A 21,103-nucleotide genomic window follows, 5' to 3' on the forward strand; every position below is an offset into this window, starting at 1 on the left:
GCGGACCTCTCGAACAATAGAAAGTAAACGGGGACGGCGCCGCTTTACCCCGGCGCGCCTTCGGGTTCTATACGAAAACTGGAGGATTTGAGCATGGCTGACGCCGTCGAGGCCGCACGGGCCCGCATCGACCGTGCGCTGAACGATCTGGAGCGCAAGGTGCGCGAGCTGAAGGCGCGCCCGGCGCCCGTGGCCGACGACGACCTGTTCGCACCGCGATCCGGCGGCGACGATCCCGCCAGCGCCTCGCGCGTGGCCGAGCTGGAGACCGCCGCCGACGAGGCGTCACAGGCCCTGTCCCGCGCCGCTGACGAGGTTCGCGCCATGCTGAACGGAGAGGGCTGATGGCCACCGTCACTGTCGAGATCAACGGCCGACCCTATGCCGTGGGCTGCGCCGACGGCCAGGAAGAGCGCGTGCGCATCCTGGCCAAACAGTTCGACAACCATGTGCGCGACGTGGCTGCGGACGTGGGACAGGTGGGCGACATCCGTCTGTTCCTGATGGCCGCCCTGATGCTGGCGGACCAGTTGCAGGAAGCCCGCATGGGCGAGGCTCCCCAAGCCCCGACCGCCGCGCCCTCCGAGGCTGGCGTCGCGGAGGCCCTGAACGCGGTCGCCGCCCGCATCGAGAAGATCGCGGCGGGCATCTGATCCGCCTTGTTGAAGACACCGCCCGCGCCTATCTTGCGCGGTGGCGGGTCATGCTGTGGCTCACGTCGAAGGCAACATATCCTCGCGGCCTTAATTCACTCGAAGGGAGTTGTCCCTGTCCGGGCTCGTGGGCCCGGGCATACGGCGCCCACCTGGTTACCCAGGCTCGAGAGGATCAAACCGTCCTTCACGGCTCTCGCGGCGCCGCCAACCTTTTCCCTCGAAATACGCTAGGCTGGGATCGTGACCGTCAAAGCCGATCTTCGCGCCGCCATGCGGGGCCGCCGCAAACAGGCGTCCGACGCCAACCCCTACGCCGCCGAGCGGCTGGTGGAGCATGCCGGGGCCATGCTGGACGTCTTGTTCTCCACCACCGGTGACTTCGCAAAAGACGCCCCCGACCGGACGATCACCGCCGCCCTCTATGGCGCACAGGGCTCGGAGATGGACGCCGCCCCCCTCGCCCGCGCCCTGATGGTTCACGGGCTGGAGCTGGCGCTGCCGGTGGTGGTGCGTCGCGACGCCCCGCTGGTCTTTCGCCGCTGGCGCCCCGGCGACCCGCTGGAGCTGGATCAGGCCGGATGCCCCGCGCCGCTGGATCTGGCGGGCGAGATCACGCCCGACCTCATCATTGTGCCGCTGCTGGCGTTCGACGCCTCGGGCGGACGGCTCGGTCAGGGCGGCGGCTATTACGACCGGACGCTGGAGGCCCTGCGCGCCATGGACCGCACCCCGCCCATCGCCGCCGTCGGCCTGGCCTATGCGGCCCAGGAGATGGACAACCTGCCCATGGACCCTCACGACCAGCCTCTGGATGGCGTCCTGACCGAAGCGGGCTATAGGTCCGCCAAAAGGATTTCTGAATGAGACTGGCTTTCTTCGGCGATGTGGTGGGCAAGTCCGGCCGCGACGGGCTGTCCGATCACCTGCCGGGCCTTCGCCGCGACCTGAAGCTGGACTTCGTGGTGGTGAATGCCGAGAACGCGGCGGGCGGCTTCGGCATCACCGAGAACACGGCGCGCGAGATCTTCGCCGCCGGCGCCGACGTCCTGACCCTGGGCAACCACTCCTGGGACCAGCGCGAGGCCCTGACCTATATCGTGCGCGAGCCGCGCCTGATCCGCCCGGCCAACTATCCCCGCCTGATGGATGCGCCGGGCCGTGGCGCCGACGTGTTCACCACATCAGATGGCCGCCGCGTGCTGGTCATGAACGTGCTGGGCCGGGTGCACATGGACCCCATGGACGATCCGTTCAGCGCGGTGGAGCGCGAGCTCAACGCCGCGCCGCTGGGCGTGGTCGCCGACGCCGTGATCGTGGACATGCACTGCGAGGCCACCAGCGAGAAGATGGCCATGGGCCACTTCTGCGACGGCCGCGCCTCGCTGGTGGTGGGCACCCACACCCACGTGCCCACGGCCGACTGCCAGATCCTGCCGGGCGGCACCGCCTACCAGACCGACGCGGGCGGCTGCTGCGACTACGATTCGGTGATCGGCAACGACAAGGAAGAACCCCTGCGCCGCTTCACCACCCGCTTGTCCGGCGGCCGCTACGCCCCGGCCAGCGGCCCGGCGACGGTGTGCGGAGTCTATGTGGAGACCGACGACCGCACCGGCCTCGCCACTCGGGTCGAGCCGATCCGGATCGGCGGCCGGTTGAGACAGAGCGTGCCGACGGCCTGATCAGTCGTCCAGCCATCCCATCAGCGCCAGCGCGCCGACGCCGGTAAGCACGCCCAGCGCAAAGGCGGTGACCACCGCGCCGGTGGCCACGGCGGTGGAGACGGTGACGGGCCGGGCCTCGTACCATTCGACGATGTCGGCTTCGTCCTCGTCGTCGATCAGAACTTCCTCGGCGCCCATGTCGTCCTCCACTTGGCTGATGCAAGTCTAATCCCCGGCCGGCGCACCGGTTCCTTGTTAGGTTGCGGCGGTTGCGCTAGATGGCGCCCTTCCCTTTCCGACCCAGATTCCGGGGTTCCGCATGGCCGGCCATTCCAAGTTCAAGAACATCATGCACCGCAAGGGGCGCGCCGACGCGGTGCGCTCCAAGCTGTTCTCGCGTCTGTCGCGGGAGATCACCGTCGCGGCCAAGTCCGGCCTGCCCGACCCGGCGCTGAACCCGCGCTTGCGACTGGCGGTCAACAACGCCAAGGCCGAAAGCCTGCCCAAGGACGTGATCCAGCGCGCCATCAACAAGGCGTCAGGCGGCGACGTCGATACCCTCGAGGAGATCCGCTACGAGGGCCGCGGCCCCGGCGGCGTGGGCATCATCGTCGAGGCGTTGACCGACAACCGCAATCGCGCCGGATCCAACATCCGCGCCGCCTTCACCAAGAACGGCGGCGCCCTGGGCGAGATCAACTCCGTCGCCTTCATGTGGGACCGTGTCGGCGAGATCCGCTACCCGGCCGAGGCGGGCACCGAGGACGCCGTCATGGAGGCCGCTATCGAGGCGGGCGCCCAGGACGTGCACAGCGATCTGGTCAAGCCCGACATCTACGAGGACGCGCCGGGCCACGTGATCTGGACCGCCTTCGAGGATCTGAACGAGGTGGCCGAAGCCATGTCCAAGGTGCTGGGCGACCCCAAGTCCACTGCCATCGTCTGGAAACCCCAGTCCGAAGTGCCGGTTACGGGCGAGGCCGTGGGCACCCTGATGAAGCTGCTGGACGCCCTGGACGCCGAGGACGACGTGGCGAACGTCTATTCGAACGAGGACATCTCGGACGAGGACGCGGCGAAGTACGCGGGCTGATCCGTTCTGTAACGCGGCGTGACTTTGCCGCCGTCGGACGCTAGACAGCGGCAAAATAACAGTTTCAGGGGTATTTCGGCATGGATCTCGCGGCTCTGAACGCGGTGGCGACGGCTATGGTGCAGCCCGGCAAGGGCATTCTGGCGGCGGACGAGTCCACAGGCACCATCAAGAAACGCTTTGACGCCATCGGGGTCGAGAACACCGAGGAGAACCGCCGCGACTATCGCGAGCTGATGTTCCGCGCCGACGCCATGAAGGATCACATCTCGGGCGTCATCCTGTTCGAGGAGACCCTGTTCCAGGACGCCGCCGACGGCACGCCGCTGGTGGAGCTGATCAACGCTGCGGGTTCCATCCCCGGCATCAAGGTGGACAAGGGCGCCACCAAGATGGCCGGCTTCCCCGGCGAGACCGTCACCAAGGGTCTGGACGGCCTCAGCAAGCGCCTGCGGTCCTACCGGGAGCGCGGCGCGCGCTTCGCCAAGTGGCGCGGCGTCATCGAGATCGCCGACGGCGTGCCCACCTGGACGTGCATCAAGTCCAACGCACACGCCCTGGCCCGCTACGCCCGCATCTGCCAGCAGGAGCAGATCGTGCCGATCGTGGAGCCCGAGGTGCTGATGGACGGTCCCCACGACATCAACCGCTGTGACGAGGTCACGCGCATGGTGCTGCAGGCGGTGTTCAACGAGCTGTTCGAACAGCGCGTGGCGCTGGAGGGCATCGTGCTCAAGCCCAACATGATCATCTCCGGCAAGGGCAGCGTCCGCCAGGCCAGCGTCGAGGAAGTGGCCGAGCGCACCATCGCCGCCCTCAAGGCCACCGTGCCCTCGGCGGTGCCCGGCATCGCCTATCTGTCGGGCGGCCAGACCGACGAACAGGCCACCGCCCATCTGGACGCCATGAACCGCATCGGCGGCTTCCCGTGGAAGATGACCTTCTCCTACGGCCGCGCCCTTCAGGCCGCGCCCCAGCGCATCTGGGGCGGCGACAACGCCAACACCGCCAGGGCCCAGGCCGCCTTCGCCCATCGCGCACGCCTGAACGGCCTGGCCAGCCTGGGCCAGTACGAAGCGTCCATGGAGAACGAGGCGGCCTGAGGCCGCCTCACCAGTTTCCGTAAACCGGCGTGAACCGGCTGCGCAGGCGGCTGACCTCCCGATCCGCGTCGGTGATGTCGTAGAACAGGGCGTTGGCCTGATCGTTGGCCGTATCCCGGTCCCGCCGCAGCCGGTTGATGCGGTCACGGATCGTGCGGCGCTGCTCCTGGGTCAGATCTTCCTCGTTGGCCAGGCGGTATTCGGCGTCGCGGATGTCCTGCTCATATTCCGCGGCTCGGGCCCGGGACTCGTCCGCGCGCGCGCGCAAGGTGTCGGCTCGCTGCATGGCGTCCCAGATCAGGCGCCCGTCGGAATAGGCGTAGAGGAAATCCTGCTCCAGATCCGCAGGGCAGAAACCGTTGGCGTAGCCGCCGCCGGAGACAGCCACCCTGAAGGCGCGGCCTGGCACGCAGTACTGGCGCACGCCCTGCTCATGACCCCGGTAATAGGCGTTCGGATCCGGCGTTACGCCGTGTCGCGCGCAGGCCTGGGCGTGATCGGACAGACGCCCCGCGCCATAGCCCGCCGCGCCGTCAGCGCGCCCCTGACCCACCCAGTCCCCCATCAGGCACTGCTCCTGATTCATGGTGGCGCAGCTTCCCAGCCCCATCAGGATCGCGCCCGCCCCCAGCGTCAGCAGAATTCGCATGTCACACTCCCCCCGTTAACCATTCGCCCGGCGGCTAGATGCCTCAAAGACCTCTGTTTGGCCAGAGCTTGGCCGCTCACCGCTGGATTTCGGGACCAGTTCGCCTCACACAGGCTGAATGGATGCTGACGAGGATGTTGAGGAAACCGGCGGGTCCGCGCTGACCGTCCGCCTGACCGACGCCCACGCGGGCCAGCGTCTGGACAAGGCCCTGTCGGACGAGATCCCCGACCTGTCCCGCGCCCGCCTGCAGGCCCTGATCGAACAGGGCCGCGTCACCCTGAACGGCGCGCCCATATCCCGCTCGGGCAAGGCCGCGCCGGGACTCTACGACATCCTGATTCCGGCCGTCGCGCCCGCTGATCCGGCCCCCGAGGCCCTGCCCCTGCCCGTGCTGTTCGAGGACGCTCACCTGATCGTGGTGGACAAGCCCGCCGGCATGGCCGCCCACCCGGCGCCGGGCAACGAGACCGGCACCCTGGTCAACGCCCTGCTGCATCACTGCGCGGGCTCCCTGTCCGGGGTCGGCGGGGTGGCCCGACCCGGCATCGTCCACCGGCTGGACAAGGACACCTCCGGCGTCATGGTCGCGGCCAAGTCCGACGCGGCCCACGCGGGCCTGTCGGCCCTGTTCGCGGCCCACGACATCGAACGCACCTACATCGCCCTGACGCGGGGAATGCCGATTCCCCGAGAGGGCCGCATCGAGACGCAGATCGGCCGCTCCAACGCCGACCGCAAGAAGATGGCGGTGCTGAAATCCGGCGGACGGCTGGCCGTGACCGACTACAAGGTCCAGCAGGTTTTCGGTGCGCCGAAAAGGCTCGGCGGCGCCCCCATGGCCGCCCGCGTCGCCTGCACCCTGCACACCGGCCGCACCCACCAGATTCGCGTCCATCTGGCGTCGAAGGGCGCGCCGATCCTGGGCGACCCCACCTATGGCTCCGGCAGCCCGGCCCAGCCGGTGAAGGACGCCATCGCCGCCGCCGGCCTGAAGCGCCAGGCCCTGCACGCCGCCGTCCTGGGCTTCATCCACCCCATCACCGGCGAGGCTCTTCGCTTCGAGACCGATCCGCCGGAGGATATGCGGATGCTCGAAGCCGACCTCGCCGCCCTGTGATGCGGCGCTCGTGGCCGATCATCGTGGCTTGCCTCGCCGCCTGCGGCCCCGGCGGGACTGGTGGTGAGGTCCCGACCGCTCCGGAGATGCATAGTCCGGTGGGTCTGGCGACGCTGCCGTGCGACCGGTCAGAACCGTTGGCGCCGCTTCGGGCGCGCTATTGCCAGGGCCGGAACTTTCTCACGCCAGAGGCGCGGGACGCCATGATCGACACAGCCCGGGCGCTGTCGGAACAACATTCCGGCGCCGTGATCCACTTCATGGATGCGTCTGGTCCTGACGGGGTGAAGCCCTTTCAGCCCCATCTCAGCCACGGCGACGGTCGTCAGCTCGATATTGCGCTCTTCTTTGAGACCCTTGAGGGGGAGCAGCTCGTCACCCCGCCAGACACGTCAGGATATGGAGGCTGGTGGCCGTCGGAGCCGCCCCGACCCGGCGAGCGCCTGGCCTGCCCGCATGGGCGATCAGGTCCCGCAGACAAGCCGGATCCGCCGGTGGACCGAGACTGGCGTCTGGACGAAGTGCGAACCCGGGACCTGATTCAGCTGCTGGTCGATGATCCCCGGGTGCGGCGTATCCTGATCGAACCCCATCTTGAAGAACGCCTCGGTTTTTGGGGCCACCCCAAAATGCGGTTCGCCGGTTGCCAAGCGGCCCGCCATGACGATCATCTGCATATCGACTTTTACGAATAGGATACGCACGTGCCCGACTCGCAGTTCACCGACAACACCGACGCCAGGCGATACGAATTGGCCGTCGATGGCGGGACCATCGTCGCCACCTACAATCTCGTCGACGGCGGCGTCATGATCACCGAAACGATCACGCCAATTCCGCTTGAGGGCAAAGGCCACGCCAGCGCCCTGGCCCGTCACGTTCTGGCGGACATTGAGGCGCGTGGTCTCAAGATCCTGCCCGTGTGTCCCTTCTTCGCCGGCTGGCTGAAGCGGCATCCCGAACACGCCGAGACGGTCCACCCCACCTATCGACAGATCATCGGCGTTTGAGATCGCGGCCCGGCCTTGCGGCCGCCGGAATGGCCGTCGAGAGCGCGGCGCCCGGTGTCCGTATTGAAAAAGGACGGACTATCCGCTATACAGATCGGGGCGGATCGGGATGCGCGAAAAACACAATTGTTCACCCCTGCGTCGATTCACCCCTGACAATGGGCGAAACTCATTCCTATCTGGCTTGTTGAGGGGCGAAAGGTCCGGTGCACATCCGGTGGCTGGACCGAGCAACGCCTGCTCTTGACGCGTTGGAGGGTAGCCATATGGCTTTGAAATCACTTGCGGTTATGTCGCCTGAACAGGGGCTGTCCCGCTATTTGACGGAAATCCGCAAGTTTCCGATGCTGACCAAGGATGAGGAATTCATGCTGGCCAAGCGTTGGTCCGAGCATGAAGACCCCGAGGCGGCCCACCGCCTTGTGACCTCCCATCTGCGCCTGGTGGCCAAGATCGCCATGGGCTACCGCGGCTATGGCCTGCCCATCGGCGAAGTGATCTCCGAGGGCAATGTCGGCCTGATGCAGGCGGTCAAGAAATTCGATCCGGACAAGGGCTTCCGCCTGGCCACCTACGCCATGTGGTGGATCCGCGCCTCGATCCAGGAATACATCCTGCGCAGCTGGTCGCTCGTGAAGATGGGCACCACGGCCGCCCAGAAGAAGCTGTTCTTCAACCTGCGCAAGGCCAAGAGCCAGATCTCCGCCTTTGAGGAAGGCGATCTGCGTCCCGAGCATGTCACCAGGATCGCCACCGATCTAGGCGTGCCCGAGGAGGACGTGATCAACATGAACCGGCGCCTGACGGGCGACGCGTCCCTGAACTCGCCCCTGCGTTCCGACAGCGAAAGCGAATGGCAGGACTGGCTGACCGACGAGACCCAGGTGTCCCAGGAAACCACCCTGGCCAACACCGAGGAGCACTCCCTGCGCATGGGTCTGCTGCAGGAGGCCATGGAAGAGCTGACGGACCGCGAGAAGCACATCCTGACCGAGCGTCGGCTCAAGGATGATCCGGTCACCCTCGAGGAGTTGGCTGGCCAGTACGGCGTCAGCCGCGAACGCGTGCGCCAGATCGAGGTCCGCGCCTTCGAAAAGCTCCAGAAGGCCATGCGAGCCGCCGCGACCGAACGGAACTTGGAAGCGGTCTGAGGGCGTTGGCGGCTCTTACGCCGCCAACTCCGCAAGGGTTTCCGGCGCCGCCAGCGCCACCACGGCCGCGACTGGCGCGGCCAAGGCGGCTTTCGTCGGCTGTGCGTCCATCAGGGCCCGCTCCAGCTCCGAGACGGCGATCACCAGCGGGGTATCGGACGCCTTCATGGAAAGGGCTTTCAGGGCCGCACCCTGTTCACGAATGGCCCGCAGCGCCTGCATGGGATCGCTGTCGAACTGCTTGTGGGCCGAGGCCAGGATGCGCATGGCCTGATCCTTGGCCGCCGCATCGGCGCCGCCCTTGGGCGCGTCCGCCTTGCGTTTTCTCGGGCCGGAGTACTCACCCGAGTTGAAGCGGCGCCGGTCGGGACCCACATAGCCCACCGCCTCGATCCAGTTGCGCGGCTTCAGCGACACCACCTCGACCCGCTTGGTCAGGTCGCCGGAGGTGTAGGGCTTCCTCAGAAACTCGTGTACGCCGGAATCCCGGGCTCCCAGAATGCTGGCGGCGGTGGCCTCGGCGGTGATCATGATGATGGGAACCTTGCGGCACGCCAGGTTCGAGCGGCGCACAGCCCTGGCGAAGGCTTCGCCGTCCAGATTTGGGCCCTTGTACTCGGTGAAGATCAGGGTGGGTTCGAAATCGCGACAGGCGTCCAGCGCCACCCGGCCCTCGGCCCGGTGCACCACCTCGCCCACCCCCAACCCCTTCAGGCTCTCGGCCAGCAGCTTGGCCGCCGTCCCGTTGGGATCGACGATCAGCACGCGCTTCAGCGTGGGGGCCATCCTGGCCAGACTTTTTGCGTCAGTGGTGAACACGGGCGACTCCGGCGAACGCCCTTGGTTACCCATTGTGGGTAAAGATCGCCTTGACGCTATATCGAGATGCCGGGTTCCAGACTGAACCTATCCCTCGAACGGATCCCGCATCAGGATCGTGTCGTCCCGCTCCGGACTGGTGGAGAGCAGGGCCACCGGCGCCTCGATCAGCTCCTCGATCCGGCGAACATATTTGATCGCCGCGGCGGGCAGGTCCCTCCACGACCGCGCGCCCTGGGTGCTTTCGCTCCAGCCTTCCAGCGTCTCATAGACCGGCTGCACGCCCGCCTGATCCTTCATGCCGGCCGGCAGGTAATCCAGTTCCCGGTCCCCGATCCGGTAGCCGGTGCAGATCTTCAGCTCGTCGAACCCGTCCAGCACGTCCAGCTTCGTCAGGGCGATGCCGTGGATGCCGTTCACGGCGATGGACTGGCGCACCAGCACCGCGTCGAACCAGCCGCAGCGCCGCGGCCGCCCCGTCACCGTGCCGAACTCGCGCCCGCGCTCGGCGATGCGCTCGCCCACCGGATCGAAAAGCTCGGTGGGGAACGGCCCCTCGCCCACGCGGGTGGTGTAGGCCTTCACGATGCCCAGCACATAGCCCACCGAGCGCGGCCCAAGGCCCGAACCCGCCGCCGCCTGCCCCGCCACCGTGTTCGACGACGTCACATAGGGATAGGTGCCGTGGTCCACGTCCAGCAGAGTGCCTTGCGCGCCCTCAAACAGGATGCGTTTGCCCTCGCGGTAGAACCGGTCCAGCGTCCGCCACACCGGCTGGCCCGCATAGACCAGCACCTTGGGCGCCACCTCAAGCAACGCAGTCTTGAGCCCGGCCACGTCCACCTCCGGCAGGTCCAGGCCCTTCCTCAGGGCGTTGTGGTGAGCCAGCAGCCGCTCGATCTTGGCGTCCAGCGCCTCGGGGTCCGACAGGTCTCCCACGCGGATCGCGCGCCGTCCCGCCTTGTCCTCATAGGCCGGGCCGATGCCCCGCCCGGTGGTGCCGATCTTGGTCTTGCCGGCCTGCGCCTCGCGCGCCTGGTCCAGGTCCTTGTGCAGCGGCAGGATCAGACAGGCGTTGTCCGCCAGGCTCAGGATCTCGGGAGTGATCGACACCCCCTGCGCCTCGATGCGGCCGATCTCGTCCAGCAGGGCCCAGGGATCCACCACCACGCCGTTGCCGATCACCGAAGGCTTCTGCTGCACCACGCCCGAGGGCAGCAGGCTCAGTTTGTAGACCTTGTCGCCCACCACCAGCGTATGGCCGGCGTTGTGACCGCCCTGGAACCGCACCACCACATCGGCCCGGTTCGACAGCCAGTCGACGATCTTGCCCTTGCCCTCGTCGCCCCACTGGGCGCCGACCACCGCGACGTTCGCCAAGACATTACACTCCGCTGGAATTGCGGGAGCACGCTATACCGAGGGAATCGCTCCGTGTCCCCCTCTCCTCCCTATTTCTCAGGAAGGTCAGGGCGCAGTCGATGCGGGATCACCGCAGGGCTTCCCCGAACGCCCAGTCCAGCCACGGCGTCGCCGCCTGCACATCCGCCGTCTCGACGGTGCATCCGCACCACAGCCTCAGGCCCGGCGGCGCATTGCGGTGCGGCTCCATGTCGAACACCGCCCCTTCGCCTTCCAGCAGATCCTTGAACCGCTTCACGAAGGCGCGCTGATCCTCCGCCGGCAGGCCCGTCACCCGCCCGTCCGTGAACTTGAGGCACACCGACGTCGTCGACCGGATCTCCGGCCGCCCGGCCAGGAAATCGATCCAGTCGGTCCGCTCCACCCAGTCCGACAGCGCCGCGAAGTTCGCGTCCGTCCGCGCGATCAGGGTCTCCAGCCCGCCGATGCCCCGCGCCCACTCCAGGGCGTCGATCCAGTCCTCGATGGTCATCACCGAGAAGGTGTTGATCATGGTCCCGGTCGCCAGCGCGCGATCAAATCCCTCAGCGCCTTGCAGCCTCAAAACCTTCGGAATGGGCCACGGCGCCCGGTACGCATCCAGCCGCTCGACGGCGCGAGGCGACAGCACGGCCACCCCGATCCCGGCCTCGCCGCCCAGCGCCTTCTGGAAGGAGAAGGTCGTCACATCCAGCTTCGGCCAGTCCAGCGGCATGGCGAACGCCGCCGAGGTGGCGTCGCAGATGCTCAGCCCCTCGCGGTCATCGCGGATGAAGTCGGCATCGGGAACCCGCACGCCCGAGGTGGTCCCGTTCCACGGAAACACCACGTCCTTCGCCGGATCGACCCGCGACAGGTCCGGCAGCTCGCCCCACGGCGCCTCGATGATCTCCGGGTCCAGCTTCAGGTGATCGCGCACGTCGGCGGCCCAGGTCAGGCCGAAATTCTCAAAGGCCACCACCTGCACCGGCCGCTGCCCCAGCATGGCCCACAGCGCCGCCTCCACCGCCCCCGTGTCCGACGCCGGCAGATAACAGGCCACATAGTCCTGGGGGACCTGCAGCACCTCGCGGGTCAGCCTCAGCGCATAGGCGAACCGCTCCACCACCTCCGGCGCGCGAATGCCCCGGCCCAGCAGGTCGGTAGGCAGCCCCGCCAGCGACCATCCCGGCCGCTTGGCCGTCGGCCCGGCCGAGAACCACGGCCGCACCGGCTTCACCGACGGCTTCCCCCCCAACGTCATCACGCCTTCCCCGGCGAATAGGGTCGGTCCGCCCGCCATTTCTCGGCGAATTTGACGAGGTTGTGGTCCTGATATTCCGGCAGGGTCACCACCAGCCTGGCCAGCAGGTCGCCGCGCTTGCCGCCCGCGAACGCGCCCTTGCCCTTGAGCCGCAGCACCTGGCCCGAGTTGGACGCCCTGGGAATGGTCATGCTGACCGCCCCGTCCGGCGTCTTCACCGTCACCTTGCCGCCCAGCACCGCGTCGGGCACCGACACCGGCAGATCCATGTGCAGGTCCGCGCCCTCGCGGCGATACAGGGGGTGCGGCTGGACCTTCAGCTCGATCAGGGCGTCGCCCGCCTCGCCGCCGCGTCCCGGCATGCCCTGTCCGCGCAGGCGGATGGTCTGGCCGTCGCCCGCGCCCTTGGGAATGGTCACGTCCAGGGTGCGCCCGTCCGAGAACTGGATGCGCCGGGTCGCCCCTGTGATGGCGTCCTCGAGGCTGATGTCCAGCGTCGCCTTCAGGTCCTGCCCGCGCGAGGAGAACCCGCGCCCGCCCGTCTGGCGCGCACCGCCCCCGCCGCCGAACATGCCGAACAGTTCGTCCAGATCGATGCCCTCGAACCCGGCCTTGGCGCCGCCCGCGCCGGGGCCCTGACCAAAGCCGCCCTGCCCGAAACCGCCGCCCGCGCCGCGCGGCCCGCCGCCGCCGAAGCCGCGAAATTGCTCGCGCCCGTCCGCGTCGATCTCGCCCCGGTCGAACTTCCGGCGCTTCTCCTCGTCGCCCAGAATGTCGAAGGCCGCGGTGATGCGCTTGAACCGGTCCTCGGCCGCCGTGTCGCCGGGGTTCTTGTCCGGATGGAATTCCTTGGCCAGCTTCCGGAACGCCTTGCGGATCTCGTCCTGAGTGGCGCCCCGCGCCACGCCCAGTTCCTTGTAAGGATCACCCGCCACGTCCGACCCTGCTCCATAAAAGCCAAAGCCGTCAGTTAAGCCATGCCGCCTCCATCGCAAAGGGGCGGGCCCCAGATCATGGCGCCATATCCGCTGCCGCCTCCACGCCCCATCCGAAAACCGCGCTCCACTGGCTCACCGCTACGCGCGCGTCCTCGCCCACGCCGGCCGGAAAATCCGCCGCCAGGCCGGCCGCGCCATACACCGCCGTCTCGGCCTCTACCTCGAACATCCGAACCACCGCCGCCCCGTCCAGCACCCGCACCCGGAACCGCAGCGGATCGCTTCCTTGGGTCTCCGCGTCCCAGCGGTCCCCGTCCCGGCGCGTCCGCGCGATCCAGCGCAGCCTCAGCCCGCCGTCCTCCGCCGCAACGCTCAGATGCGCGGGCGCCCAGGGCCGGTCATGCACACCGCGCCAGATAAAGGTCGCCTCGCTAAATCCGCCACCGCCCGGCGGCGCCCCGGCCGGTCCGGCGCGCCAAAGCATCGGCAGGCCCCGTTCACCCGCCTGAACCTCCAGCCGCGCCAGCGCTTCATGCAGAAACACGATAACCGCCCCGGCCCCCGCGCCCATCTCGGCTTCCGTGCCCTGCTGCCCACGCAACAGGCCGCCCAGCCGCCAGACATCGCCGCCCAGCAGCTCGGCGTCCCGGAACTGCACGATCTCCCAGCCCTCGTCGCCGCGCACAGCCACGGCATTGGCCCCGTTCAGCACCGCGCCCGCGCTCCGCGTCTCCGGCGCCCGGCCCTCGACCGCCGCCACCAGCGCATTTGCCTCGTCCCAGCGCCCGGTCACGCCCGGCGGCAGGGGCTCTGTCAGCCGCCCCACCGTCGCCGGCGCCGCCACGCTGGCCCGCGCCGTCAGCCCGTCCGCGTCCCCGCCCCCATGCACCTGCATGGCGCGCCACGGCTCCGCCGCTGCCGCCGCCAGCGGCCGCCCGTCATCCTCCGCGCCGGGCAGGGGCGGCAGGTCCAGCAGGGCGAGGAAGGGCGCGCCGGCGCCGCCCCCCGGCGTCTCCACCCGCCAGTCGACCGCCTCGTCGACCGCCCCCGGCTCCACCCAGGGCGTCAGCACCGCGCGCGGGTCCTCGTCCAGCTCCATCCGCGCCACGCGCCAGATGCCGCCATGGCCCTCCACCGCCACTGCATCCCCCGGCTCCAGCCGCAGCGCCTCCAGCGGCCCCAGGTGCACGGTCAGGGTCTCCATGGGCGACGCCAGCGCCCGTCCCGCGACCTCCCGCGCCAGCCCCGCCGAACAGGCCGCCGGCAGGTCCACGTCCAGCCCGCCGCCGCCCGTGTCCGGCCCGCGCACCACCACCGACCCGGCCTGATAATCCGCCGCCTCATCGATGAAGCGCACCCTTGCCGTGTCCGGCGCCGTCTCCAGCACCCGCGCCGCCGACACGGGCGATCCGTCCTCCGGCATGGCCATGGCGTCGGTCGCCAACATCGCGACATCCGCGCGCCGCCCCACCACCGCCACGCGCCCGTCCCGCTCGCCGCCCTCTGCGCCCAGGGCGAACAGCAGCGGCTCCAGCGCGTCGCGCGTCCGCATGGGCCGGTCGATCACATAGCCCGCCACAGCCCCGTCCACGCCGCCGATGGCGAAGTCCGCCTCGTCCAGCCCGCCGCGCTTCAGGATCGCCGCGATCAGGTCACGCCCCTCCCCCGCCAGCCGCCCGTTCAGCCAGTGTCCCGCGCGCCAGTTGCCTGCATCGGCCCACACCCCCGCCCGCGCCGGAAAGTCCGGATACGGCCGCGCATCCCAGCACCAGGCGTCCAGCCCCTGCACCATTCGCCCGCCATAGACCGCCGAAACCGGATTGTTCGCGTCCGCCGCGAAGTGGCTCAGCCACGCCTCCATGGCCCGCCGCTGCATCAGGTCGTCCCGCGCCCCGGTCGAGAACGGCGGCAGGAAGCTCTCGCTGCTCTTGGGGTCCGAAAACAGGTTCGGCCCGTTGCCGCCCTTGTCCACGGCCGCGCAGCCGAACTCGGTCAGCCGGATCGGCTTCATGCCCGGAATCCAGGCCGTCGGCGTGGGGCTCCGCACCCCGCCCGGCCGGTCATGGTGGGCGTTGGACCACCAGCTTTTCAGATCCTTGGACCGCCACACCCACGGTTCGCCGTAAGCCTCATCCGTGATCGGCGTGCGCACCTGCGCCGCCCGGTCCGCGTCCGAGCCATAGAACCAGTCGAAATTCTCCCCGCCCGCCGCGTTCGCCGCCAGATAGGCCGGGTCCGCCGACCCCGCATATCCGGCGACCGCGTCCAGATGACCCTCCCCCTCGCGCCAGTCGCCGATGGGCGGGTACCAGTCGACGCCCACATAATCGATGTTCGGGTCCGCCCACAGCGGGTCCAGGTGAAACACCGCCTCCCCGCCGCCGGGCTGGTGGCCGAAATATTCCGACCAGTCCGCCGCGTAGGAGATCTCCACCCCCGGCCCCGTGATCGCCCGGCACTCCGCCGCCAGCGCCCGCAGCGCCGCCACCGCCGGATAGCCGCCACCCCCGTCCCTGAGCGTCGTCACCCCGCGCAGCTCCGAGCCGATGATCAGGCCGTCCGCCCCCGCCTCCGCCGCCAGCGCCGCATAATGCCGCGCCATGCGTCTCAGGCCCCAGTCGCCCGCCCCGCCGAAGAAGGCTGCGACCTCCCCGTCCGCCGCCGCCCCGCCCTCGCCCGTGATCCGCCCCCGCCAGGGATAGGCCGGCTGATCGCCGCCCGGCGGAATGTCCATGAACACGAACGGATACAGGGTCACCGCCATGCCGCGCGCCTTCAACTCGCGCACGGCCTTGACCACCGTCTGGTCCGAGGGCGTGCCGCCATAGGCCAGGCCGCCGTGCACCTCCGACACCACGAACGCCTCGCCCCGCGTGACCCCCGCCACGGACCAGACCAGCGGCTCGGTCGGCTTCACCGCCCGCTCCACGCCGGGCCGGATGCGGCACTGGCTCATGCGCAGGTCGTCGCCGAACCAGCCCACCACCAGGTTGATGCGCCGCACATTCGGCAGCTGCGCCTCCAGCTGGTCCAGCGACACCAGCAGGTCAGCCCGCCCCTGCAGATTGTTCAGGTTCTCCGCCGTGGTCCGCGTCAGTCCCTCGCGCCGCATCACCGGCGTGGTCGCCAGACAGAACTCCCCCGCCCCGGGAATCAGGCACACACCGTCCAGCCGATCCTCCAGCCCCGGCGCGCCGCCCCGCGGCCGCCGGAACACCTCGAAGCCCAGCTGCGGCGGCCGGTTCCCGAACGACCCCAGCGGCAGGTCCTCGAACACCACATAGGCCGTGCCCCGATAGGCCGGGGCCGCGCCCTCGACCGCCTGGATCAGCGGGTCCGCATTCTGGTCCTCGGTCCCCCGGTGCACCCGCATCACCACGCCCGACAGGTCCAGCGGCCGTCCGTCGGCCCACACCCGCCCCACCCCGTCGATGGGCCCCTCACACAGGGCCACCGCCAAGCTCAGGGAATAGTCGTAGTCCACCGTGCGCGGCCCGCCCTTGCCGCCGCTGCGTTCGTTGCGCTTCTCCAGAAACCGCGCGGCCCAGATCACCTGGCCCGTGACCCGCGCCCGCCCGAACACGCACGCCATGGGCGCCCCGTCCGCCGAGGACTGCACCTTCAGCGTCTCCAGCCGTGGCCCGCGCTGACGCGGCTCGGCCAGCGACGCTGCCGCCAGCCGGTCCAGCGACGCCCCCGCGAACGCCCCGATGGCGCGCCCCAGCCCGCCCCCGATCGCCCCGCCGATCCCCCCCAGAATCACCTGCGCCATCAGTCCTGCTCCAATCCGCTGTTCCCTCTCCCTCCCCATTGGGGGAGGGCGGCCGGCGCGCAGCAACGGCCGGGTGGGGCGGGCTTGGCCACACAAGCGCGGCTGCCTTGCCGAGCCGCCCCCACCCGTTTCGCCTGCGGCTCAACGCCCTCCCCCGCCGGGGGAGGGAGAGGGGACTCCGGCCACGCAAACGCCGCCGCCACGCGCCGCGTCCACCAGTCGCCCATCCAGCTCTCGATCACCGCCCGCCCCCAGTAGGCGTGGATCAGGGTCATCTCCTCCCCCACCGGGGGAGGGGGACCATGCGAAGCATGGTGGAGGGGGTCTGTCCCCCGCACCGATCCGCTCCCCACGATCCCGCAATGCTTCACCGGAACCCCGGCGCTCATGCGGAACAGCAGCACATCCCCCGCCCGCGCCTCGCGCACCGGGATCTGGATCATCCACCGCCGCGCCGCCTTCAGCAGGGTCTCGTCCCCGCCCCGCTCGGCCCAGTCCGGCGAATAGGGCGGCAGCGTCTCCGGCTCATGCCCGTAAAGCCCCCGCCACACCCCCCGCACCAGCCCCAGGCAATCGCACCCCTCGCCCATCACGCTGGCCCGGTGCCGATAGGGCGTCCCGATCCATGCACGCGCTTCGACAAGCGCCCGCCGGCGTTCTCCCTCCCCGCCCCGGGGAGGGCGGTCGGCGCGCAGCGACGGCCGGGTGGGGGCGACTTCAGCAAGATCGCACATCCCCCTCACCGCCGGCTCCCGCCGTCATGGCGTCCCCCCTCGGCCGGATACGCCGTCAGGAAGTCGTCGCCCGGAATGTCCGGAAAGCCCCGGAACCGCGCCCCGTTACCGAACACCCCCACACACGTCGCCCACCGCTTGTCACACACTGCGCCCGGATGATCCGCCAGATCCACCCCACATCGCGCGTCCCCCAGCACCGCGTCGCAGCTGCGCCCATAGGTGCGCCCCACCACCCGCTCCAGCGCCGCCATGGGCCCGTCGAGCTCGGCGGTGAACGCCTCCCCGTCCCGCACCATCCGGCTGATCCGCCCGGTCCACAGCCGCACCTTCAGGTCCGGCCGCGCCCAGTCCACGCGCCACACCTCCAGCCGCGCCCCATCATAGAGCCCCGCCGTGATGTCGCCCTCGGTGATCGCCCCGTCGTCCAGCGCACCGGACGCCGCCGCCGACCCGGCCGTCAGCCCCGCAGCCCCCTCGGCCGCGCCCGCCGTCCATCCGCTGGCCGCCCGGCACACGACCCCCTCCACGGGCAGGTCCCGGTCATGGTCCGTGAACCCCAGCCGGACCCTGTCCGCCCGCGCCAGCACCCAGGCATGGCACATCGTCGCCGCCCCGCCCTCGATGCGGTCGGCCAGTTCGTCTGGAATGTGTCTCATCAATCCTCCCGCCTCTCCCCTCGCGGGAGAGGCCTGAGTCGCAGCGAGCCGCCTTGCGGATCGCTTCTCGCGACCAGGGTGAGGGGGCGCTGGGGCCCCTAGACCCGCACCTCGACCAACGGCACGGCCGCCATGCGCCCGGCCTCGAAGGTCTCCAGCGTCACCTCGATGCGGTCCGCGTCGAAGCGCACCGGCGTGTCGAACTCGAACCCCGCCGTCATCACCGCCCCCGCGCCCGGCGCCACATCCAGCGTCACAACACCCGTCGCCGGGTCCACCGCGAAATCCTCGACCTCGACCCCGTCCACCGCCAGCCGCACCGACCCCGCCACGGGCTTGCGGATCTCGCGCGCCAGCCCGCCGTAGTCCTTGACCAGCTGGAACGCCGCCGCCTCGCCGTCCCCCGTTCCGATAACCTGATCGCCCGCCGAAACCGCCGCCCCCGGCGCGCACGACTTGAAGTCGGCGAAGTCCCGAAACCGGAACCCGTACAGCCGCCCGCGCCGCGCCTCGAAGAACGCCGTCAGCGCCGCCATGTCATCCAGCGACCGCAGCCCCGCCCCGATCAGATAGCGCCGGCGCCCATGGGCCCAGGGCGTCGAGCGCCGCTCGTGGCCGGAGCCCAGCGTCACCACCTCCGTCCGCCGCTCCACCCCGCCCGTCGATCCGAACGCAAGGCGCACCGGGAGCCTCACCTCGTGGAAATTCATGGCTAATCGCCGCTCCCTGACTTGATTGTTGCACCGGCCCGCGTCCACTCTCCCGCTCCACGGCATGGAGGGGTGAAAAATGCGCGGCGAGATTCTCAGCTACGACGACAATATCGGGTCCGGTCTGATCAGCGGGGACGACGGCGTCCGCTACACCTTCGCGCGGTCATCCCTGGCCCAGCTGCGTCCCCTGCGCCCCGGCATGCGCGTGGATTTCGTGCCCGTCGACGGCACAGCCACCGAGATCATGGTGATCGGCGGCGGACCCGTGACCGGCCTGTCCGTCGACGGCGTGGACTGGAAAAATCTCTTCCTCAGCTTCGAGGGACGCACGCGGCGCTCCCACTTCTGGATCTCCTGGCTGATCCTGCTGGGCGTCGGCGTGGTGGTCGGCTGGATCCCGCTGCTGGGAATCCTCATCTCCTTGGCCCTGATCTGGCCCAATCTCGCTATCGCGGTGAAGCGTCTGCACGACATGGGCCGCACCGGGTGGCTGGCGCTGGCGCCGATCGGCATCGCAATTGTCTGCACCTTCGCCGGCTTCGCGGTTCTGGGCGCGGGCGCCCTCGCCGCCGGGTCAGCCGGCGCCTACGACGAGGCAGCGGGCTTCGCCATGCTGGCGGCCGCGGGCCCGGCCATGCTGCTGTTCTCGGTGGCCGCCCTCATCGGCCTGGCCTTCCTGCTGTGGATCGGCCTGACCGACAGCCAGCCCGGCGAAAACCGCTTCGGGCCCAATCCCAAGGGCCAGTAGTCAGCCGTCGCGTCGCGCGCCCAGCCGCACCGCGCGCGTCAGGGCCTGGGCGATCTGCGCCTCGGACCGCAACAGGCCCTGCGCGCCGCCGTCCACCCGCACATTGACTGTCACCCCCGACCCGCCGCCCATGGGCTCGATCACGCCCGCGCCGTGCGGCCGGAACACCTCCGGCCCCCGCTCGCCCACCACATAGGCGGCCCCCGGCGTCACCGGCCCGCCGTCGGCCCGCGAGCCGCCGAACAGCCCGCCTACCGCCGCCGCCAGCACGTCGCCCAGCGATCCGCGCCCAATTCCGATCTTGGCCCCCGCCGCCGCGTTCACCGCCGCCAGCACCGCCCGCGCCAGTTCCGCCAGGCTCACCTCCCCGTCCGCCGCCGCACGCGCCAGCGACCGCGCCATGCCCTCGCCCGCGCGGCCAAAGGCGTCCTCGATGGACGCCGCCGCCCGCTCCGCCGGCTCCCGCAAAGCCTCCAGCGCCTCGCCCGCCTCGGCGGCCTGCTGAGGCAGGGCGTCCAGTGGTGTCATGTCCGTCATCTGTTCCTCCCAGTGGCGAGTGATCAGTGACGAGTGACGAGTCGAGGCGGCGCGGGTTCGTCACTCGCCACTCGTCACTCGGCACTCATTCATCCGGCCACCGCTGCATCAGCTCATCCAGCCGTCCGCGCTTCATCGCACCCGGCCCGCGCTCCGCCTCCGTCAGCATCCGCCATTCCTTCAGCGACAACCGCCAGAACGCGCCCGGCGGAATTCCCATGGCCAGCGCCGCGCGCAGCATCGGCGCCCACATCACACCGAGGCGGCGAACGCCGCCGCCACCGCCTCGGCCGCCGCACGCGCATCCACCCGCGCCGCGCTCAAGCCATCGGCCAGTTCATGCTCGCCGCCGCCGCGCAGCAACGCCGCCAGAACCGCCAGCAAATCCGCCGCCGACAGCGCCCGCATGCGTCCCGCCAGGGCCTCGATCCCCTGCACCCCCAGCGCACCTTCCATCTCCGCCAGCGCCCCCAGCGTCAGGCACAGCCTGCGCGGCGCCCCGGCCAGATCGGCCACGACTTCTCCACGCGCGGCATTAGCTGGGAGTGGCGAGTGACGCGTGGCGAGTGACGAGTCGCCCTGCCTCTGCATCATCCGCCTGCCTCCACGAGCACACGCTCGCTCCGCCGCACGGGCGATCGCTCGCCACTCGCCACTGACCACTCGCCACTCATCAAACCGCCTCGAACGTCACTTCGCCCGCGCTGGCCAGGCTCAGGGCGAAGCTCGCCTCGCCCTCGTGCTCCCCGGCGTATTCCAGCGCCGCCACCAGGAACGGCCCCTCCAGCACCCCGAAGTCCGGCACGATCAGCCGCCAGGTCCGCGCGCTCTGGTCAAAGAACGACTCCCGGATCGCGGCGTCCGACGCCGCATCGCGAAAGATCCCCTGCCCGCTCACCGCCGCCGAACGCACCCCGGCGCCCGCCAGCAGTTCGCGCCAGCGCCCGGCGCTGTCGCCGTCGGTCACATCCACCGTGCGCGCGTTCAGGGCGATGGTCCGCGCCCGCAATCCCGCCACCGTGGCGAACCCCTCCGGCGCCCCGCCGTCGCCGATTTTCAGCAGTATGTCCTTGCCCGCCTGAGCACCCATCTC

25 protein-coding genes and 1 other RNA gene are annotated in these 21,103 nt (G+C 69.9%); 12 read left to right on the forward strand and 14 right to left on the reverse strand.

Translation table 11 applies throughout. The features are described 5' to 3' along the window. The first annotated feature begins 93 nt into the window (after positions 1-93). The 5 genes from ACK4FB_RS03335 (at position 94) to ACK4FB_RS03355 (ending at position 2,338) form a co-directional block, all read left to right on the forward strand. Positions 94-345 (forward strand): hypothetical protein, encoded by a 252-nt coding sequence (locus tag ACK4FB_RS03335; RefSeq protein ID WP_409747825.1) that lies wholly within the window; start codon positions 94-96, stop codon positions 343-345. Then, a complete protein-coding gene (locus ACK4FB_RS03340; RefSeq protein WP_409747827.1) occupies positions 345-653 on the forward strand; it encodes a cell division protein ZapA in 309 nt (102 codons plus the stop codon). The genes ACK4FB_RS03335 and ACK4FB_RS03340 overlap by 1 nt, the downstream gene beginning before the upstream one ends. Before the next feature lie 47 nt (positions 654-700). Continuing rightward, positions 701-862: non-coding RNA, 6S RNA (ssrS, locus tag ACK4FB_RS03345), on the forward strand. A gap of 34 nt (positions 863-896) precedes the next feature. Next, a complete protein-coding gene (locus tag ACK4FB_RS03350) occupies positions 897-1,520 on the forward strand; it encodes a 5-formyltetrahydrofolate cyclo-ligase (RefSeq protein WP_409747829.1) in 624 nt (207 codons plus the stop codon). After that, on the forward strand, positions 1,517-2,338 hold the full coding sequence (locus ACK4FB_RS03355; RefSeq protein ID WP_409747831.1) for a YmdB family metallophosphoesterase: 822 nt from the start codon (positions 1,517-1,519) through the stop codon (positions 2,336-2,338). The genes ACK4FB_RS03350 and ACK4FB_RS03355 overlap by 4 nt, the downstream gene beginning before the upstream one ends. On the opposite strand, the gene ACK4FB_RS03360 is transcribed toward ACK4FB_RS03355, so the two are convergent. Then, positions 2,339-2,518 (reverse strand): hypothetical protein, encoded by a 180-nt coding sequence (locus tag ACK4FB_RS03360; protein ID WP_409747833.1) that lies wholly within the window; start codon positions 2,516-2,518, stop codon positions 2,339-2,341. 121 nt (positions 2,519-2,639) lie between these two features. Between ACK4FB_RS03360 and ACK4FB_RS03365 the strand changes: the two genes are divergently transcribed. Then, positions 2,640-3,413 carry a YebC/PmpR family DNA-binding transcriptional regulator gene (locus tag ACK4FB_RS03365; RefSeq protein ID WP_409747835.1) on the forward strand — a complete coding sequence of 258 codons (774 nt, stop codon included), beginning with the start codon at positions 2,640-2,642 and terminating at the stop codon, positions 3,411-3,413. Positions 3,414-3,493: 80 nt separating this feature from the next. Continuing rightward, on the forward strand, positions 3,494-4,516 hold the full coding sequence (locus ACK4FB_RS03370) for a class I fructose-bisphosphate aldolase (RefSeq protein ID WP_409747837.1): 1,023 nt from the start codon (positions 3,494-3,496) through the stop codon (positions 4,514-4,516). A gap of 7 nt (positions 4,517-4,523) precedes the next feature. Here ACK4FB_RS03370 and ACK4FB_RS03375 read toward each other — a convergent pair whose 3' ends face one another. Then, a complete protein-coding gene (locus tag ACK4FB_RS03375; protein WP_409747839.1) occupies positions 4,524-5,165 on the reverse strand; it encodes a DUF2799 domain-containing protein in 642 nt (213 codons plus the stop codon). A 118-nt stretch (positions 5,166-5,283) separates the two neighbouring features. Here ACK4FB_RS03375 and ACK4FB_RS03380 point away from each other — a divergent pair, with 118 nt between their 5' ends. The 4 genes from ACK4FB_RS03380 (at position 5,284) to rpoH (ending at position 8,446) form a co-directional block, all read left to right on the forward strand. Beyond that, positions 5,284-6,285: an RluA family pseudouridine synthase gene (locus ACK4FB_RS03380; protein ID WP_409747841.1), complete on the forward strand. Its 1,002-nt coding sequence runs from the start codon at positions 5,284-5,286 to the stop codon at positions 6,283-6,285. Between the two features lie 203 nt (positions 6,286-6,488). Continuing rightward, positions 6,489-6,980, forward strand: coding sequence for a hypothetical protein (locus ACK4FB_RS03385; protein ID WP_409747843.1), 492 nt, complete (start codon positions 6,489-6,491; stop codon positions 6,978-6,980). Positions 6,981-6,989: 9 nt separating this feature from the next. Then, a complete protein-coding gene (locus tag ACK4FB_RS03390; protein WP_409747845.1) occupies positions 6,990-7,295 on the forward strand; it encodes a GNAT family N-acetyltransferase in 306 nt (101 codons plus the stop codon). Positions 7,296-7,561: 266 nt separating this feature from the next. Further along, positions 7,562-8,446: an RNA polymerase sigma factor RpoH gene (gene rpoH / locus ACK4FB_RS03395; RefSeq protein ID WP_409747847.1), complete on the forward strand. Its 885-nt coding sequence runs from the start codon at positions 7,562-7,564 to the stop codon at positions 8,444-8,446. A 15-nt stretch (positions 8,447-8,461) separates the two neighbouring features. Here rpoH and ACK4FB_RS03400 read toward each other — a convergent pair whose 3' ends face one another. From ACK4FB_RS03400 to ACK4FB_RS03435, 8 genes are all read right to left on the reverse strand, one after another. Further along, complete coding sequence (locus tag ACK4FB_RS03400) at positions 8,462-9,265, reverse strand: response regulator (protein ID WP_409747848.1); 804 nt, start codon at positions 9,263-9,265, stop codon at positions 8,462-8,464. Between the two features lie 87 nt (positions 9,266-9,352). Then, positions 9,353-10,645 (reverse strand): adenylosuccinate synthase, encoded by a 1,293-nt coding sequence (locus ACK4FB_RS03405; protein WP_409747850.1) that lies wholly within the window; start codon positions 10,643-10,645, stop codon positions 9,353-9,355. A gap of 109 nt (positions 10,646-10,754) precedes the next feature. Then, the gene (locus ACK4FB_RS03410; RefSeq protein WP_409747852.1) at positions 10,755-11,909 is read right to left on the reverse strand and encodes a phosphoserine transaminase; all 1,155 of its coding nucleotides are present in this window, start codon (positions 11,907-11,909) and stop codon (positions 10,755-10,757) included. Continuing rightward, positions 11,909-12,844, reverse strand: coding sequence for a DnaJ C-terminal domain-containing protein (locus tag ACK4FB_RS03415; RefSeq protein ID WP_409747854.1), 936 nt, complete (start codon positions 12,842-12,844; stop codon positions 11,909-11,911). Before ACK4FB_RS03415 ends, ACK4FB_RS03410 begins: the two co-directional genes overlap by 1 nt. A gap of 76 nt (positions 12,845-12,920) precedes the next feature. Further along, positions 12,921-16,619, reverse strand: coding sequence for a glycoside hydrolase TIM-barrel-like domain-containing protein (locus ACK4FB_RS03420; RefSeq protein ID WP_409747856.1), 3,699 nt, complete (start codon positions 16,617-16,619; stop codon positions 12,921-12,923). Next, positions 16,619-17,353, reverse strand: a complete 735-nt coding sequence (locus ACK4FB_RS03425; protein ID WP_409747858.1) for a hypothetical protein — start codon at positions 17,351-17,353, stop codon at positions 16,619-16,621. Before ACK4FB_RS03425 ends, ACK4FB_RS03420 begins: the two co-directional genes overlap by 1 nt. Before the next feature lie 5 nt (positions 17,354-17,358). Further along, a complete protein-coding gene (locus ACK4FB_RS03430; RefSeq protein ID WP_409747859.1) occupies positions 17,359-18,012 on the reverse strand; it encodes a DUF2163 domain-containing protein in 654 nt (217 codons plus the stop codon). 98 nt (positions 18,013-18,110) lie between these two features. Further along, complete coding sequence (locus tag ACK4FB_RS03435) at positions 18,111-18,722, reverse strand: TIGR02217 family protein (RefSeq protein ID WP_409747861.1); 612 nt, start codon at positions 18,720-18,722, stop codon at positions 18,111-18,113. 79 nt (positions 18,723-18,801) lie between these two features. On the opposite strand from ACK4FB_RS03435, the gene ACK4FB_RS03440 reads away from it, so the two are divergent. Beyond that, entirely contained in the window at positions 18,802-19,473 is a 672-nt protein-coding gene (locus tag ACK4FB_RS03440) for a DUF805 domain-containing protein (protein WP_409747863.1), read from the forward strand. Here the strand turns inward: ACK4FB_RS03440 and ACK4FB_RS03445 are convergent, their stop codons facing one another. The 4 genes from ACK4FB_RS03445 to ACK4FB_RS03460 all read right to left on the reverse strand — a co-directional run bounded on the left by ACK4FB_RS03445 (position 19,474) and on the right by ACK4FB_RS03460 (position 21,100). Continuing rightward, positions 19,474-20,010: a phage tail tape measure C-terminal domain-containing protein gene (locus ACK4FB_RS03445; RefSeq protein WP_409747865.1), complete on the reverse strand. Its 537-nt coding sequence runs from the start codon at positions 20,008-20,010 to the stop codon at positions 19,474-19,476. Between the two features lie 85 nt (positions 20,011-20,095). Next, a complete protein-coding gene (locus tag ACK4FB_RS03450; RefSeq protein ID WP_409747867.1) occupies positions 20,096-20,251 on the reverse strand; it encodes a phage tail assembly chaperone in 156 nt (51 codons plus the stop codon). Between the two features lie 11 nt (positions 20,252-20,262). Continuing rightward, positions 20,263-20,601 carry a GTA-gp10 family protein gene (locus ACK4FB_RS03455; RefSeq protein WP_409748133.1) on the reverse strand — a complete coding sequence of 113 codons (339 nt, stop codon included), beginning with the start codon at positions 20,599-20,601 and terminating at the stop codon, positions 20,263-20,265. Between the two features lie 82 nt (positions 20,602-20,683). Continuing rightward, entirely contained in the window at positions 20,684-21,100 is a 417-nt protein-coding gene (locus tag ACK4FB_RS03460; protein ID WP_409747869.1) for a phage major tail protein, TP901-1 family, read from the reverse strand. Between the last annotated feature and the right edge of the window lie 3 nt (positions 21,101-21,103).

The organism is Brevundimonas sp. (assembly GCF_046299535.1).
Taxonomy (GTDB): Bacteria; Pseudomonadota; Alphaproteobacteria; order Caulobacterales; family Caulobacteraceae; genus Brevundimonas.

Excerpts from the sequence above, each read along its gene's own strand:
- ACK4FB_RS03385 (WP_409747843.1), top strand. The coding sequence starts at position 6,489 with ATGATCGACACAGCCCGGGCGCTGTCGGAACAACATTCCGGCGCCGTG.
- ACK4FB_RS03440 (WP_409747863.1), top strand. The coding sequence starts at position 18,802 with ATGCGCGGCGAGATTCTCAGCTACGACGACAATATCGGGTCCGGTCTG.
- ACK4FB_RS03455 (WP_409748133.1), bottom strand. The coding sequence starts at position 20,601 with ATGCAGAGGCAGGGCGACTCGTCACTCGCCACGCGTCACTCGCCACTC.
- ACK4FB_RS03425 (WP_409747858.1), bottom strand. The coding sequence starts at position 17,353 with ATGTGCGATCTTGCTGAAGTCGCCCCCACCCGGCCGTCGCTGCGCGCC.
- ACK4FB_RS03355 (WP_409747831.1), top strand. The coding sequence starts at position 1,517 with ATGAGACTGGCTTTCTTCGGCGATGTGGTGGGCAAGTCCGGCCGCGAC.
- ACK4FB_RS03380 (WP_409747841.1), top strand. The coding sequence starts at position 5,284 with ATGGATGCTGACGAGGATGTTGAGGAAACCGGCGGGTCCGCGCTGACC.
- ACK4FB_RS03340 (WP_409747827.1), top strand. The coding sequence starts at position 345 with ATGGCCACCGTCACTGTCGAGATCAACGGCCGACCCTATGCCGTGGGC.
- ACK4FB_RS03460 (WP_409747869.1), bottom strand. The coding sequence starts at position 21,100 with ATGGGTGCTCAGGCGGGCAAGGACATACTGCTGAAAATCGGCGACGGC.
- ACK4FB_RS03375 (WP_409747839.1), bottom strand. The coding sequence starts at position 5,165 with ATGCGAATTCTGCTGACGCTGGGGGCGGGCGCGATCCTGATGGGGCTG.
- ACK4FB_RS03430 (WP_409747859.1), bottom strand. The coding sequence starts at position 18,012 with ATGAGACACATTCCAGACGAACTGGCCGACCGCATCGAGGGCGGGGCG.
- ACK4FB_RS03335 (WP_409747825.1), top strand. The coding sequence starts at position 94 with ATGGCTGACGCCGTCGAGGCCGCACGGGCCCGCATCGACCGTGCGCTG.
- ACK4FB_RS03435 (WP_409747861.1), bottom strand. The coding sequence starts at position 18,722 with ATGAATTTCCACGAGGTGAGGCTCCCGGTGCGCCTTGCGTTCGGATCG.
- ACK4FB_RS03365 (WP_409747835.1), top strand. The coding sequence starts at position 2,640 with ATGGCCGGCCATTCCAAGTTCAAGAACATCATGCACCGCAAGGGGCGC.
- ACK4FB_RS03360 (WP_409747833.1), bottom strand. The coding sequence starts at position 2,518 with ATGGGCGCCGAGGAAGTTCTGATCGACGACGAGGACGAAGCCGACATC.
- ACK4FB_RS03370 (WP_409747837.1), top strand. The coding sequence starts at position 3,494 with ATGGATCTCGCGGCTCTGAACGCGGTGGCGACGGCTATGGTGCAGCCC.
- ACK4FB_RS03450 (WP_409747867.1), bottom strand. The coding sequence starts at position 20,251 with ATGCTGCGCGCGGCGCTGGCCATGGGAATTCCGCCGGGCGCGTTCTGG.
- ACK4FB_RS03420 (WP_409747856.1), bottom strand. The coding sequence starts at position 16,619 with ATGGCGCAGGTGATTCTGGGGGGGATCGGCGGGGCGATCGGGGGCGGG.
- ACK4FB_RS03445 (WP_409747865.1), bottom strand. The coding sequence starts at position 20,010 with ATGACGGACATGACACCACTGGACGCCCTGCCTCAGCAGGCCGCCGAG.
- ACK4FB_RS03410 (WP_409747852.1), bottom strand. The coding sequence starts at position 11,909 with ATGACGTTGGGGGGGAAGCCGTCGGTGAAGCCGGTGCGGCCGTGGTTC.
- rpoH (WP_409747847.1), top strand. The coding sequence starts at position 7,562 with ATGGCTTTGAAATCACTTGCGGTTATGTCGCCTGAACAGGGGCTGTCC.